Consider the following 14,997-nt stretch of genomic DNA (forward strand, 5'->3'; position numbering starts at 1 on the left):
GCTTGGCTATTCATTGTCAGAACGAGTACTTGGCCGAAAGGGTCAGGTAATCGCGGTCAGCCAGCATCCGGTTGCGGCCGGGATCTGCCGAGTACAGGTACGCCGTGTAGGTGGTGTTCAGCTCCAGGTTGCCGAGGTACTTGAAGGTCGCGCCGACCGACATGCGCTTGTCTCCCGCACCGGCCGAGATCGCACCCTTCATCGGGGTGTTGCCTTCCACCACGTGGGCCCAGTTGACCGGCACGTTCAGGTCCCAGCCCGAGAAGATGCCGGGGTAGGACAGTACCGCCTGCAGGGTGTAGGCCGTGGAGGTCTTGGTCTGCCAGGAGGTGTCGGTCTTGAAGGTGAAGTCGTCGTTGTCGCCGATCTTGTCTACGTCGTCGGCCCGCACGTGCACCACTTCGCCCATCAGCGTGGTCGACTTGGCCCAGGGCATATCGCCGAGTGCACGAATGAAGCTCAGCTGCATCTGTTGGCCGGAACCGGTGGTGGTTCCGGCATTATTCGCCAGCATGACTGGCGCACCGGTACGGTATGACCACTCGCCACCCACCTGGGTATCCCCCATGCTGGTTGAGAAGCTCATGCCGGTAAGCTTGATATCCTCGACATAGTTGATCTCATAACTCTGGAAATCCGGGGCGATGGTGACACCGGCCGGGTTGCGGTCGTGGTACCGCACATGGAAGAAGCCCAGCTCGGTGGACAACGTGGGCCGGTACATGGCGCGAATACCATACTGGCCGCTGTCACGGGGGTCATTGGTACCGGCGTAAGCCGCATTGAACCCCGGCCCCAGAATCATGAACTGGCGCCCTGGCCCGGTCACATCCGACGTGGACAGGAAGGAACCCACCGGGTTCAGCTCATTGCCCTTCCATTCGTACTGCACATAGGCGGACAGGCCAAAGTCGGGCGTCACCTCCCAGTTGGCTGACACCTGGCCAATCGGCAGCATGATGTCCTTGACCTCGATCCCCGGTTGGCCGGAGTTGACCACGTTGACCGGCCCCTGCACGCCGTTTACCCCGGGGTAGAACAGGCCTTCACCCCAGGCCACTACGTGGCGGCCAGCCTTGACGCCCAGGCGCTGCCGGGCGGGCAACTCGAAGTCGGCAAAGACGTAGGCGTCCAGGAAGCGGCTGCGGCCCCCGGAATATTTCTTGGCATCGCTGGTGAACTTGTCGTGGTCGCCGTCCTTGTTGACGGTGCCCGGCGAATCATTGTCGTTGTCACGATGGTAGACGTCGTCATAGAAGGTACTACCGCGCAGCACGGCGCCATAGTTGTCCTTGCGCAGGATCATCTCGCCCAGCGCAGTGACCCGGTGGGTCATCAGCGAATGACGGTCGAAGTTGCGGTTGCCGTCATCGGCGTTGGCCTGGCCATCCAGCAAGTCGGAGTCGGCATCTTCCATGCGGATGCCCAGACCGTAGCTGGTGGTGACCGACCAATCCAGGGTGGCACCATTGTCGAAACGGAACGTCTCGCCGGCCTGGGCGTCGTGGGCAGGGAACGCGGCGACGGCAAGCGCCAGCGAGGCAAATGCAAACCCTGTCGAACTCCGCTGCATGACCTTCTTGTTATTGTTTTGCATAACTACTCCTGGGTTCAGGTGAAACAACGTGCCTGTTTGGTTAAACGTGGATGTCTTCAGCTGCAAAAACCTGCTCCCCACTGCTGGCCAGGCCGAAGCGCCAGGCGTCGTCCTCCAGCGTGCGGGTCAGTACTCCCTCCTCCCTGAGGAAATTGATGTGGGCCAGGGTCTCGCCCATGGCCATCAACAAGTCGAAACTGCCGCGCAGCCGCGGGAACAGCACCGGGCACAGCGCCGCTACCGTCTGCGACCCAGTCTTCAGCACGGTGGTCAGCGTTTCGAGATGGGCTTCGTGGTGCTGCTGCAACTGGCCGATACGGTGATGCAGCCCCTGGAAGGGCCGCTCGTGGGCCGGCAGCACCAGCACCGCGTCGGGCAACTGGCGGAACCGGCGCAGCGACGCCAGCCAGTCGCCCAGCGGGTTGGCTTCCGGCTCGGTCACCGAGACAAAGATGCTGGAGGTAATGCGCGGCAGGATCTGATCGCCGGCGATCAGCAACTGATCGTCTTCGCTGTACAGGCAGACGTGCTCCGGGGAGTGCCCCGAGCCGATGACCACCCGCCAGCAGCGCTCGCCGATTTTCAGCAGGTCGTTTTCCCGCAGCCGCCGGAAGCTGGTGGGCGCGTGGGTGTCGTAGGCCATCTGGCTGAGCATCGGCCGGAAGCTCGCCACCTGGTCGCTATCCAGCCCGCAGCGCTGGAAGAACTGGGAGAACGCCCAGTTCGGCTCATCCCCCTTGGGTGGGGTGACGAAGAGTGCCTGGTATTCGGCGAAACTCATGTACGCCGGGCACTGGAAGCGATCCACCAGCCAACCGAGCATGCCGCTGTGGTCGTAGTGAAAATGCGTGGCAATCACCGCGAGCACCGGCGCCCCGGCAAACACCTCGGTAAATACCGCTTCCCATACCTCACGGCTCTGGGGCGTGTTCAAGCCAGTGTCGACCACCACCCAGCCATGCTCATGGCGCAGCAGGTACAGGTTGATGTGATCCAGCGCGAACGGCAGCGGCATGCGCAGCCACAACACCCCAGGCGCCACTTCGCGGGTGTGGCCCGGTTGCGGCGGGGTTTCCCAGGGGAAGCTCAGCCTGTCCCGGGTCTGCCCTTCGTGCAGCTCCAGGCCGCTCATCAGGTCTCTCCGGCGAAGGCAGGCAGCTCCAGGCGCTCCAGCACCTCGGCGCTGAACGGCACATAGGTGCCGGCCTGGTCATCCTTGACGAACAGCGGATCAGTGAACAGCGCCGGATTATAACCCTGACGCTGCAGGTCGATCTTGCGCAACTTGAAGGTGCTGGTCATGTCGGCCATGGCCGATACCCGCACGAACACCGGCAAGGCGTAATGTGGCAGACGGTCATTGGCAAAGGCAAAGAACGCCTGGGGGTCGAACTGCTGGCCCGGCTGCATCAGCACCGCAGCCATACCGGCTCGGCCTTCATGGCCCGGCACCAGCACGCCGTAGATGTTGATCAGCTCCAGCCCGGGGAAGTCGCCCAGCGCATCGGCCACTTCCAGGGTGGAGACGTTCTCGCTCTTCCAGCGGAAGGTATCGCCGATGCGGTCAACGAAGTAGCAGTAACCGTCCTCGTCGTACCGCAGCAGATCACCAGAGGCCCACCAGGCATCCCCGTCGCTGAATACGTTGCGCAGGATCTTGCTTTCGGTCGCCTCGGGCGAGGTATATCCCTCGAAACGCCCCGCTCCAATCTCCGGGTGGTTGACGATCATGCCCACCGCTTCGCCCACTTCACCGGGCTGGCAGTGGATGTAGCGCCCCTCGGCATCGCGCAGATGGGTCTGGGTGCCGGTGTCGTACTTGAGCAGGCGCAGGTTGGTCTTGTCCCAGAACGGCACCCGGCCACAGGAACCGACGCGGTTGTCGACGTTGAGCACCGCCGCGTTGGCCTCGGTGGCGCCCCAACCCTCGAAGATGTCCAGATCACCGAACCGCTCGACCCAACGGCTCCATACATCCCGGCTCAGGCCGGCGCCGAGCATGCAGCGCAGGCCATGCTCGCGGTCATTGGCCTGGGCAGGCTTGTTCAGCAGGTAGCGGCAGATTTCCCCGATGTACTGGAATACCGTGACCTGGTGCTGGCGGATCTCCGCCCAGAACTGACTGGCGCTGAACTTGCGGCGAAACACGATGGACGCACCGGCGGCCAGCGCGGTAGAGGTCACCGAGGTAGCGGCAGCGCCATGGTAGAGCGGCAGGCAGCAATAGAAGATGTCATCCGGGGTGATCTCCATGGTCACTTCCATCACATCACCGGAGGTCATCCAGCGCATGTGACTGTAGCGCGCCGCCTTGGGCAGGCCGGTAGTGCCGGAGGTGAAGATGTACAGCATGTCATCTTCAGCCTTGATGTTCGCCCGCAGCGCCGTATCGGGACGACTGCGCGAGGCATCCTGCACCTGATCATGGAACTGCCGGTCCAGGGTGGCCGGCAACTGGCCGGGATCGACCGGATTCTCACTGTCGGGTACCAGCCAGCGCGGGTAGTCGGCGGTCTGCTCGGTCTCGAGGAAACCCTCCAGGCACTCCTCGCCGATGACCACGGCCTTGGCCGAGGTGGACTGCAGCGCGTGCAGCAGCGCCCGCCCCTTGAGGTGGTAGTTGATGAAGGCCGTCACCGCACCGATCTTGGTCAGCCCGAACCAGCAGAAGAAGAAATCCGGGCGGTTCTCCAACGCCATGGCGCAGACGTCCCCCGGCTTGATGCCGCGGGCGAGAAAGGCATGGGCGTACTGGTTGGCGCGCTCGTCCACCTCGCGGTAACTGAAACGCTGCTGGCCATAGACCAGGAAGGGCCGCTCGCCGAAGCGATCCACCTGGGTTTCCAGCCGATCAGCCACGGTGTAGCGTTGTGCCGGCTTGATCCGGCTGGCGGCAGCCGAACGCAGGTCGAGCTTGGCCTGGGTCTGTTCCCGGCTGGGCAGAAGTCTGGCGGTGGGGGCTTGCTGGGCCAGGGATGTGCTCATGACAACTCCTCCAGAGAACGCGAATCAGCGACGGGGTAATCGATGTAGCCTTCCGGACCGGGGGAATACAGCGTGTGGCGGTCGAATTCGGCCAGCGGCAATTGCTCATCGATGCGCCGGACCAGGTCCGGGTTGGCGATGAAGTGCCGGCCGAAGGACACCGCATCGGCCAGACCCTCGGCGACCATCTGCTCGGCGCTGTCGGGCTCGAAGCCATCGTTAACGATCAGCGGCCCACTGAAGGCGGCGCGGGCACGGGCAAAGGCGTCGACCTTGCGGGTATGCGCGCGCATGATGTGCAGGTAGGCCAGGTTCAACCCGTCCAGGCCGCGCAGCAGGGCGTCGAAGGTCGCGGCCGGGTCGCTGTCGGCGATGTCGTTGAACTTGTTGCCTGGGCAGAAACGCACCCCGACCCGACCCGGGCCGATGGCCTGGGCCATCGCCTGCAATACCTCGATGGCAAAGCGCACCCGGTTGTCCGCGCTGCCGCCATACTCATCGGTACGCTGGTTGGCGTTCTCCGACATGAACTGCATGGGCAGGTAGCCGCTGGTGCAGTGCAACTCCACCCCGTCGAACCCTGCCGCCCGTGCGTTCAGCGCCGCCTGGCGATAGTCGGCAATGACCTGGCGGATATCGTCGCGGCTGAGGGCCTCGGGTACATCCGTATCGGCCATGCCCACGGCATCGGTAAACAGCTGGATCTCGGCGCGTACCGCCGAAGGTGCCACCGTACGACTGCTCTCCGGCTTGTTGTGCCGTGACGCCGCGCGCCCGCAATGCATCAGCTGCAGCACGATCTGGCCGCCCGCGGCGTGTACCGCCTCGGTGACCTGGCGCCAGGCGTCAATCTGCTGCTGGTTGTAGATCGCTGGCGTCCGGCAGTAGCCCAGGCCATCGGCCGATGGCGCGGTGCCTTCGGCGACAATCAGGCCGGCCGCGGCCCGCTGGGCGTAGTAGTCGACCATGATGGCGGTGGGCACCGCGTCGCTGTCCGCGCGGCTGCGGGTCATCGGGGCCATGACGATGCGATTGGCTAGCTCGAGCTCGCCCATGCGCATGGGTTGCATCAGTGAATTCATTCCGGCCCCCTCAGCGCACACGGATCTTGGGCGCAGGCGTGTCTGCCCGCATGCGCCGCAGGAACTGCTCGGCCGGTGCCGGTGCGGCCACCTCGGGCAAGCTGTCGCGTTCCGGCGCGTTGGCCCAGAAGGACTGCCAGGAGGGGAACAGCGCCTGGAAGGTGCCGTGGTAGGGCTCGCGGCCGGGCCAGCGCATCTTCATGTCGCCGATCGGCGGCTTGTTCAGGTCGGTGGCGTACCAGTAGCACGGCAGGCGGCGGCGGAAGAACCACTCGCCATCGATGCGCTCGTAGTCGTCCCAGTAGAGCATCTGCATGATCACCCACTCGGCGCCGGTCTCATGCTCGTTCTTCGAATACACCACGCCCACCGCATGGTCCGCGTCGGTGAATTCGATGATGTGCTGACCCAGGTGGTGGGAAGTACCAGTGAACTGGTGGCGCAGGGTGTCATCCACCCAGCTCTTGAGATGGGCGCGGCCAACCTTGCCGCCGCCGACGCGGATATCCGGGGCGAACAGGTTGACGTGGGCGTCCAGGTCACGCATGTCCAGTGACAGGGAGTATTTGCCCGCCAGTTGCCGGATGGCCTCGATCGACTCCAGCCGATCAAGACGCTGTAGAGTATTCTGATCCATGGTGTTGCCTTATCAGGTTGACTGCCGGGGCGGGCCCGCAGGCCCGCAGGTCATTCCAGTACGGTGTACAGATCGGAACTGCGGCCGCCGTCGACCGGCAGGCTGGCGCCGGTGATGTAGGAGGCTTCATCCGAGGCGAGGAAGAACACGGCGTTGGCCAGCTCGTCGGCCTCGCCCACGCGCCCCATGGGGATGAGCTTTTCGGTGTTGTTGCGGGTCTTGTCATCGCCGAGCATGCCGGCGGTGGACGGTGTGGCGACCACACCCGGGACCACCACGTTGCAACGTACCTTGTAAGGTGCACCCTCGGACGCCACGGCGCGGCTGAAGTTGATGACCGCCGCCTTGGCCGCGGAATAACCGGACATCCAGGCGGTCCCGAACACCCCGCAGATGGAGGCGATGTTGACGATGGCGCCGCCGCCCTGCTCCTTCATCAGTTGCATTGCCGCGCGGGTACCCCAGAAGGTGCCGTCCACGGTGGTGGCGAAGTTGGCGTGCCAGTCGGCGGTGGTCATGGTGTCGACGCCGCCCCAGGTGAAGGCCATGGCGTTGTTGACCATCACATCCAGGCGACCGAATTCCGCGGCGGTGGACTTGATCGCCCCGACGAAGGACTCCTCGTTGCTGACATCGGCCACCCGGTAGGCAGCCTTGCCGCCGGCGCTTTCAATCCTTGCCACTACCTCTTGCAGCGGCTCTTCGCGGCGACCACAGACCACCACGGTGGCGCCTTCGGCAGCCATCTTGAGTGCGGTGGCGGCGCCGATACCCGAACCACCACCGGTAACAAAGGCCACCTTGTTCTGCATGCGTGCTGTCATGATCTTCTCCTCAGAGGAATGCCGAACCGCCGTTGACGGTGATGTTCTGGCCGGTGATGAAGCCGGCGTCATCGCTGGCCATGAAGGCCACCACGCGGGCGACTTCCTCGGGCTGGCACAGGCGACCAAGCGGGATGGCGGCGATCATCGCCTGCATCCATTCATCGGGAATGCCGGCCATCATTGGCGTGTCGGTCGGGCCGGGCACTATGGTGTTGACGCGGATCTTCTGCGGCGCCAGCTCACGGGCCAGGCTGCGGGTCAGCCCCATCACGCCCGCCTTGGAGGCGACGTAGTGGCTGGGGCCTTCACCGGTCAGCGCACCGGTGCTGGAGAAGTTGATGATGGTGCCGGCAGTGCCCTTGGAGACCATCAGCCGGGCGGCTTCGCGGGCACAGAGGAAGGTGCCCTTGAGGTTGACGCCAACCACCCGATCCCAGTGCTCCACTGGGGTATCGAGGAAGCTGTCCACCGAGCCGGTGCCGGCGTTGTTGACCAGCACGTCCAGGCGTCCGGCTTCGTCAGCGATACGCTGCATGGCAGCCTGTACCGAGGCCTCGTCCATCACGTTGCAGACCACGGCGTGGGCACGACCTTCGAGGTCGGCAACGCTGGCGTTGATGGCTTCTTCATTGATGTCGGCGGCGTATACCACGGCGCCCTGCTCCACGAACTGGCGGACAATGGCAGCCCCCATGCCCTGGGCGGCTCCGGTCACGAACGCAATCTTGTTATCGAGTTTCATCGCTGCTCCTATTGGCCGAACGGCATCGACCCATTAACGGTTGCAGCTATGATTCATGCGCGACCAACCCCCAACATCGTCCGTTGAGACTAAGCTGAATGCGCGTCGGGACCGGGCTTGCGGCGGCCCGCCGCCATGGTCTGAATGGACGATGAAGGGCTGGTGACCCCGGTGGATGATCGGCAAAACCAACAATAAGACCGGAGCACACCGTGAGCTCGCCAGCCGCCCTCCCCACGACCCAGCGCAGCGTCACCTGGCGTACCCACTATGCGCTGCTGATGCTCGCCCTGATCTACATCTTCAACTACATAGACCGGCTGCTGGTCTCCATCCTGATCGAGCCGATCAAGCTGGAATTCGGGGTATCCGATACGCTCATCGGCCTGCTCTCGGGGGTCGCCTTCGCCCTGTTCTACACCGTCTTCGGCCTGCCCCTGGGGCGCCTGTCCGACCGCATCGGGCGCAAGCCGGTAGTCGCCCTGGCCTGTATCGCCTGGAGCCTGATGACGGTGCTCTGCGGCATCGCCACCAGCTTCACCATGTTGCTGCTGTTTCGCATCGGCGTGGCCATTGGCGAGGCTGGAGGCTCCGCGCCCTCGGTGGCCATGGTGTCCGATCTGTATCCGCCGTCGCACCGCTCCCGCGCATTGGCGGTATTTCTCATGGGGCCGGCGCTGGGCGCCGTATTCGGCCTGGGCATGGGCGGCTGGATTGCCGATACCTACGGTTGGCGCTGGGCCTTTATCCTGATCGGCGCTCCGGGCGTGCTGCTGGGACTGCTGCTGGCCTTTACCGTGCGGGCGCCACGCCGCCAACCGGCCAGCGCAGCGGATACCCGGGAGAGCTTTTTCCAGACCATGAAATCCCTGGCGCGCACTCCCTCCTATGCGCTGATCGTGTTCGCCGGTAGCACCGCGGCGATCGCCGCCTACGCTGTGGGTACCTGGGCGCCCAGCTTCCTGATTCGCTCGCACAATGTGACGCTCACCGAGGCCGGTGCGCTGCTGGGCATCGGCGGCGGCCTGATGTCGGTCATCGGCACCCTGACCTGCGGCTGGTTCACCGACCGCATGGTGCGGCGTGACACCGGCTGGCAGCTGGGCGCGGCGCTGCTGGGCACGGCCATGAGCATCCCCTTCGGCCTGCTGTTCTTCCTCTGGCCGGCCGGGTCCGCCCTGCAGATCGGCAGCCTCGCCGTACCCACGGCCTTTGCGTTGTACCTGGGCTTCGCCTTCTTCGGTACCTGGTGGTCGGTGCCCTGTTTCGGCGCCATGACCCATCTGTTCCCGGCTTCGCGCCTGGCCCAGGGCACGGCCATGTTCCTGATGGGCGTGACCCTGCTCGGTGTCGGTCTCGGCCCGCTGGTGGTCGGTGTGCTCAGCGATGTGTTCGAGCTGGCCATTGGTGCCGAGGCGCTGCGCTACGCCATGGCCGCCACCATGGTCATCCTGCTGCTGCCCTGTATCTCACTGGCCCTGGCCATACCCCACTACCGCCGGCAGGTCGACGGCCATGACGTCGACCTGCCCATTGAATCCCTGCCTGAAGGAGCCTGATCTTGAACAGCACCCATAACGACAGCCTGCCCCTGCCGACCGGCCACTACGTCACCCTGGACAACGGCCTGACCCTGCATTATCTGGAGGCCGGCACCGGCCCCACCGTGGTCTGGCTGCACGGCAGCGGCCCGGGGGCCAGCGGCTACAGCAACTTCAAGGGCAACTACCCGGTGTTCGCCGAGGCCGGCTACCGCAACATCGTGCTCGATCTGCCGGGGTTCGGCCGTTCCGACAAGCCAGATGATGTCAATTACGACCTGGATTTCTTTGTCAGCAGCCTGCAGGGCTTTCTCGACAAGACCGGCATCGACCGCTGCACCTTGCTGGGCAACTCCCTTGGCGGCGCCATTGCCCTGGGCGCGACCCTCGCCTACCCGGAGCGGGTGGAAAAGCTGATCCTCATGGCCCCCGGCGGTGTGGAAGAACGCGAGACCTACTTCCAGATGCCCGGCATCCAGCGCATGGTCGAGGTGTTCGGCCAGGGCCCCATGGGCGTGGAGCAGATGCGCCATGTGATGACCCTGCAGCTGTTCGACCCGACCCAACTGGACGAGGCGCTGCTGCAGGAGCGCGCAGCGGTGGCGGTGACCCAGCCGGGCAATCTGTTCTCCAGCATGCTGGTGCCCAACATGACCGAGCGCCTCAAGGAAATCCAGGTACCGATCCTCGGCTTCTGGGGCACCAACGACCTGTTCAACCCGCCGGCCGGGGCGTTCAAGGTGCTGGATAACGCCCCCCATGCCCGTTTCGTCATGCTCAACCGCTGCGGCCACTGGGTCCAGGTCGAGCACGAGGCCCTGTTCAACCGGGAATGCATTGCCTTCCTGTCCGAGTGAATGACGCCGGGGCCGGTCGGCCCCGGTTCCGAGGTTACCCCATGAGCTATTCCCATCTGCTGCAGCCGGCCACCATCGGCAAGCTGCAGCTGCGCAACCGCATCATCATGGCCCCCATGGGCTCCAATTACGCCGAATCCGATGGCACCTGTGGTGAACGCATCCAGGCCTACTATGAAGCCCGCGCTGCGGGCGGTGCCGGCCTGCTGATCATGGGCGTCGGTGCCATCGCCTTTCCGGCAGGGACCGCCGAGCCCTATCAGGTCGGGTTGTCGGATGACCGCTTCCTGCCAGGCCTGAGCCAACTGGTCGACCGCGTGCACCGGCATGGCGCCAAGATCGCCATCCAGCTGCAGCACGCGGGCAAGACCGCCGTGCGCGATATCGCCGAAGGGCGCGAGCTCTGGGTGCCGTCGTTCCCGCCGCCCTTCAAGACCGACATGATGGCCTCGCTCACCGCCGAGGAGCTGGGCGCCTTCATCAGCTCCGGCAAGCCGAAGACCAGGCCCCAGGTGCGGGTCATGGACCGGGACGACATCGCCCAGATGGTGCAGTGGTTCGGTGATGCCGCCGACCGCGCCAAGCGCGCCGGCTTCGATGGGGTGGAGGTGCACGCCGCCCACACCTATATCATCGCCGGCTTCCTCTCGTCCTATTACAACAAGCGCGAGGATGAATACGGCGGCAGCCTGGAAAACCGCGCCCGCCTGATGCTGGAAGTACTGCATGAAGTGCGCCGGCGCACCGGCGACGACTTCGGTGTCTGGCTGCGGCTGGACGCCCAGGAGTTACGGCTGGACGGCGGTATCACCCTGGAGGAGTGCCAGGCCTTTGCGCGCCTGGCCGAGCAGGCCGGCGTCGATGCCGTATCGGTGTCGGCCTATGCCGCCACCACCACCGGCGTCGCCTTTACCGAAGCACCCCTGGTGCAGAAGCCGGCCGGGTTCCTTGACTGGACGGCCAAGGTGAAACAGGCCGTCAGCGTCCCGGTGATCGCCGTGGGCCGCCTGGACCCGACCACCGCAGACCGCGCCATCGCCGAGGGCAAGTGCGACTTCGTCGCCATGGCACGCAAGCTGCTGGCCGATCCCGAGCTGCCCAACAAGCTCATCAAGGGTGACGCCGCGGCCATTCGCCCGTGCATCTACTGCTACGTCTGCGTCAGCCAGATCTTCGTCAACCAGCGGGTCAAGTGTGCGGTCAACCCGTTCACTGGCCAGGAAAGCCAGAAGGTCATCCTGCCCGCCGAACGGCCCCAGCATATCGTCGTGGTGGGCGGCGGCCCGGCCGGGCTGGAGGCTGCCCGTCTGGCCAGCCTGCGCGGCCATCGGGTGACCCTGCTGGAGCGCAGCAACCGGCTCGGCGGCACCCTGTTCTTCGCCGCCCTGGCCTATCCGGAAAACGGCGCGCTGCTGGACAACCTGGTGTATCAGGTCAGCCAGTTGCCCATCGAAGTACGGCTGAACACCAGCGCCACGCCCGCCCTGCTGCAGGAGCTGGGTGCCGATCAGGTGCTGGTGGCCAACGGCGCCTCCCGCGCCGCGCCGCCGATACCTGGTGCCGAATTGAAGCACGTGTGGAGCGGCGATGAACTGCGCCGCATGATGACCGGTGACCGCGCCGAGGAAATCGCCAGAGCCAAGCTGTCCCTGACCCAGCGCACCATGATGAAGGCCGGTAGCCTGACCGGCGCCACCAACAGCACCGATGCCATCAAGCAGCTGTCGAAGCTGTGGATGCCGCTGGGCAAGCGGGTGGTCATCATTGGTGGAGGGCTGGTCGGGCTGGAACTGGCCGAGTTCCTCATTGAGCGGGGCCGCGTGGTGACGGTGCTGGAGCCCGGCGCGGATCTTGGGCGTGAACTATCGATCGTGCGCCGCTGGCGGGTGCTGGACAACCTGCGGCGCCACGATGTGCTCATGCTGACCGGCGTGCAGATCGACCGCATTGATGAGCGCGCGGTGCATTACCGCACCCAGGACAGCGACCAATTGAACATGGCCGCGGACTCGGTGGTTCTGGCCATCGGCGCCGGCCCGAACCCTGGCCTGGCCGAGGAGCTGGCCGGCAGCGGCCTGCCCATCCACCGCCTGGGTGACAGCCATGAACTGGGCTATATCGAAGGTGCCCTGCGCTCGGCCACGGACATCGCGCTGGCACTCTGAGCTGTGCTGATTGCCCTCAACCCGGCGTCCTGACGGACGCCATCGCGACGGGCAGTTGCGGGTCCCGCTTGTTGCTGTAGGAGCCGCGATCGGATCGCCGCATCGCCCGCGGCGACGCTGGCCGCAGGCACGGTCTGCCGATCAGTTCTGCACGACGCCCTCTATTTCCTCGGACACCTTCTGCACATCCACCCGGCGCCCCAGGAAGGGAGTCAACGCCAGCGCCACCACCAGCAGGCCGGTAAGCAGATAGCCCACACTGCCGATCGCCCCGCCCAGCGACGCGACGGTGATACTCTCCAGCACCTGTTCGACCCCAGCCCCCGATTCGGCCAGTGCCGCGCTCAGGCTGGCGCCGATCTCGCTGCCACGCTGGCTCGCCGCCTGCAGCAATTCAGCGGCCTGCGGGGCGTTCAGTCCCAGATCAGCCGCGGTCTGTTCGGTTACCCGGCGGGTGTGGTAGGCCGAAGACAGACCGAAGATCGCCAGCGAAAAGGATGACCCCGTCGGCAGCCCCATATCCCGTAACATGCTGAACAGGCCCGAGCCGGCACCGGCCTTGTGCGCCGGTATCGCACCCAGCGCCAGCTTCATCAGCGCCGGCACGTTGGCCCCCATCATCAACCCGAGAAAGCCCACCAGGAACAGGATCCAGGTCAGGGACGCCGAGGTCTCCAGCTGGGCGAACAGCACCACCGCCACCAGGCTGCCCACCAGCGACAGGGTGGCAATCAACCGCGGTTCGACCTTGTCGATCAAGCGGCCGGAGATTGGCGAGGCCAGCATGGTGCAGCCGAAGAAGGCCAAAGTGACCATGCCGAACTGGGAGGCGCTGCCGCCAGGCCGGGTGTTGATGAAGAATGCCAGTGAATAGACCAGCCCGCTGCTGAGGATCATCTGCATCCAGTAGATGGCGCTGGGAATGGCAAAGCGCCGATCCTTGAGCAGTGATACATCCAGTATCGGCGCCGGCTGCCGACCGCTGTGCCGCCACAGCCACAGCAGGCTGACGATGCCGAGCACTACGATGCCCCAGGTCACCGCCGAGTCGCGGCCGAAATTGGCCGCCCAGGTGGGCAGCGACAGCAAGGCGGCTATGGTCACCAGTAGCAGCAAGGCGCCCATCCAATCAAAGCGCCCCGCCGCCGGCGTGCCCTTGCTCTCCGGCACCCACAGCAGCAGCGGGACCAATCCCAGCAGGGCCAGTGCCCCGCTGACCAGATAGACACTGCGCCAACCGAAGGAGTCGATCATCAGGCCGCCCAGCAGACCGCCACTGGCGGCGCCGAAGGTCATGACGAACATCAGCACCCCCAGGGCCATGCCACGCTGGTCCTCGCGGAACAAATGGTTCACATAACTGAATACCGCAGGAAAGATGCAGGCCACGCCCAGCCCCTGGAGGAACCGCGCCGCCAGGAACAGCCAGAACTCCGGCGCCCAGGCGGCCATGAGTTCCGACAGGCCGAAGATGACCAGCCCGAGGCTGATCATGTAGCGCCGCCCATACTGGTCGCCCAAGCGCCCCATCGCCGGTGCGCATACAGCGACGGCAATGAAATAGGCGATCAGGATCAGCGCGGCCAGATTGACCGGGATGGAAAAGTGCGCGGTGACGCTGGGCAGCACCGGCGCCTGGAACGCCGCCGCCTCGATGGTAACGAAGGTGGCAAACAGCAGGGCGATAAAGCTCACCCAGGGATTGGCCGTTGTATTGTTCATGGCGGATCTCATCTGCAAGGGGCGATACGAAGGGCGGCGTCAGGACGGCAGCTGGGGCTCCCAGTGCACGCCATTGATATGCGCACCACCATCGACAAAGAAGGTATTGCCGGTGACATAACGGCAGTCGTCGCTGCCGAGGAATACCGCCACCGGGCCGATATCCTGCAGCGGATCGCCGATTCGGCCCATAGGGTTGGCCCGGGCTATGGCGGCGGCATTATCCGGGCTGGCTTCGGCAAATCGCCGATAGGCTTCGCTGGCCGCGCCGGGGCAGATGATGTTGCAGCAGATCTGATCCCGCGCCCATTCCCGGGCCGCGGTGCGCGTCAGGCTGCGCAGCGCTTCCTTGGCCGCGTTGTAGTCGGCGCTGTACATATGCGCATTGACGCCATTGAGCGAGCAGAGATTGACCACCCTCCCGCCACCCAGCCGGCGGAACTCCGGCAGCGCGGCTTGCATGGCCCAGAACGCCGCCATCACCGCCATGTCGAAGGCGCCGCGCAGCTGGTCGTCGCTCTGCTGTTCCAGTCGGGCCAGCGGCGCGCCCTTCCAGGCATTGTTGACCAGGATGTCCAGGCGGCCGAAATGGGCGATGGCCGCGGCCACCATGGCCTGCACCTGCTCCTTGCAGGTAACGTCCACCACCCGGCCCAGCACCTGGCCGGGGCCGATGGCTTCCAGTTCAGCAACCGCCCGGTCGAGGGCGGCGCCGTTGATGTCACTCAGTAATACCTTGGCGCCGGCGTTGACGTAGGCCTCGACGATGCCCCGGCCAATGCCCTGGGCACCACCGGTGACAATGGCCACCTTTGCGTTCAGCTTGCTCATGTCAATCTCCC

12 protein-coding genes are annotated in these 14,997 nt (G+C 65.1%); 3 read left to right on the forward strand and 9 right to left on the reverse strand.

Features of this window, described 5'->3' with window-relative positions:
- Positions 1-16: 16 nt before the first annotated feature.
- From VG99_RS04090 to VG99_RS04120, 7 genes are read right to left on the reverse strand one after another with little or no spacing between them, the layout of a single operon-like run.
- Entirely contained in the window at positions 17-1,597 is a 1,581-nt protein-coding gene (locus VG99_RS04090) for a DUF1302 domain-containing protein (RefSeq protein WP_044498445.1), read from the reverse strand.
- Positions 1,598-1,637: 40 nt separating this feature from the next.
- Entirely contained in the window at positions 1,638-2,729 is a 1,092-nt protein-coding gene (locus VG99_RS04095; protein ID WP_044498446.1) for an MBL fold metallo-hydrolase, read from the reverse strand.
- Positions 2,729-4,582, reverse strand: coding sequence for a long-chain-acyl-CoA synthetase (locus tag VG99_RS04100; protein ID WP_044498447.1), 1,854 nt, complete (start codon positions 4,580-4,582; stop codon positions 2,729-2,731). The genes VG99_RS04095 and VG99_RS04100 overlap by 1 nt, the downstream gene beginning before the upstream one ends.
- A complete protein-coding gene (locus tag VG99_RS04105; RefSeq protein WP_044498448.1) occupies positions 4,579-5,664 on the reverse strand; it encodes an alkene reductase in 1,086 nt (361 codons plus the stop codon). Before VG99_RS04105 ends, VG99_RS04100 begins: the two co-directional genes overlap by 4 nt.
- A 10-nt stretch (positions 5,665-5,674) precedes the next feature.
- Positions 5,675-6,301 (reverse strand): nuclear transport factor 2 family protein, encoded by a 627-nt coding sequence (locus VG99_RS04110; protein ID WP_044498449.1) that lies wholly within the window; start codon positions 6,299-6,301, stop codon positions 5,675-5,677.
- A gap of 50 nt (positions 6,302-6,351) precedes the next feature.
- Positions 6,352-7,125: an SDR family NAD(P)-dependent oxidoreductase gene (locus tag VG99_RS04115; protein ID WP_044498450.1), complete on the reverse strand. Its 774-nt coding sequence runs from the start codon at positions 7,123-7,125 to the stop codon at positions 6,352-6,354.
- Between the two features lie 10 nt (positions 7,126-7,135).
- Positions 7,136-7,870: an SDR family NAD(P)-dependent oxidoreductase gene (locus tag VG99_RS04120; protein WP_044498451.1), complete on the reverse strand. Its 735-nt coding sequence runs from the start codon at positions 7,868-7,870 to the stop codon at positions 7,136-7,138.
- A 281-nt stretch (positions 7,871-8,151) separates the two neighbouring features.
- On the opposite strand from VG99_RS04120, the gene VG99_RS04125 reads away from it, so the two are divergent.
- From VG99_RS04125 to VG99_RS04135, 3 genes are read left to right on the forward strand one after another with little or no spacing between them, the layout of a single operon-like run.
- Positions 8,152-9,429, forward strand: a complete 1,278-nt coding sequence (locus VG99_RS04125) for a spinster family MFS transporter (protein ID WP_082050074.1) — start codon at positions 8,152-8,154, stop codon at positions 9,427-9,429.
- Between the two features lie 2 nt (positions 9,430-9,431).
- Complete coding sequence (locus VG99_RS04130; RefSeq protein WP_044498453.1) at positions 9,432-10,268, forward strand: alpha/beta fold hydrolase; 837 nt, start codon at positions 9,432-9,434, stop codon at positions 10,266-10,268.
- A gap of 41 nt (positions 10,269-10,309) precedes the next feature.
- Positions 10,310-12,433, forward strand: coding sequence for an NAD(P)/FAD-dependent oxidoreductase (locus tag VG99_RS04135; RefSeq protein WP_044498454.1), 2,124 nt, complete (start codon positions 10,310-10,312; stop codon positions 12,431-12,433).
- Positions 12,434-12,574: 141 nt separating this feature from the next.
- On the opposite strand, the gene VG99_RS04140 is transcribed toward VG99_RS04135, so the two are convergent.
- A complete protein-coding gene (locus VG99_RS04140) occupies positions 12,575-14,155 on the reverse strand; it encodes an MFS transporter (RefSeq protein ID WP_044498455.1) in 1,581 nt (526 codons plus the stop codon).
- A 39-nt stretch (positions 14,156-14,194) separates the two neighbouring features.
- Positions 14,195-14,986, reverse strand: a complete 792-nt coding sequence (locus VG99_RS04145) for an SDR family NAD(P)-dependent oxidoreductase (RefSeq protein WP_044498456.1) — start codon at positions 14,984-14,986, stop codon at positions 14,195-14,197.
- Between the last annotated feature and the right edge of the window lie 11 nt (positions 14,987-14,997).

It is taken from the genome of Pseudomonas saudimassiliensis (assembly GCF_000939975.1).
GTDB classification, from domain to species: Bacteria; Pseudomonadota; Gammaproteobacteria; order Pseudomonadales; family Pseudomonadaceae; genus Halopseudomonas; species Halopseudomonas saudimassiliensis.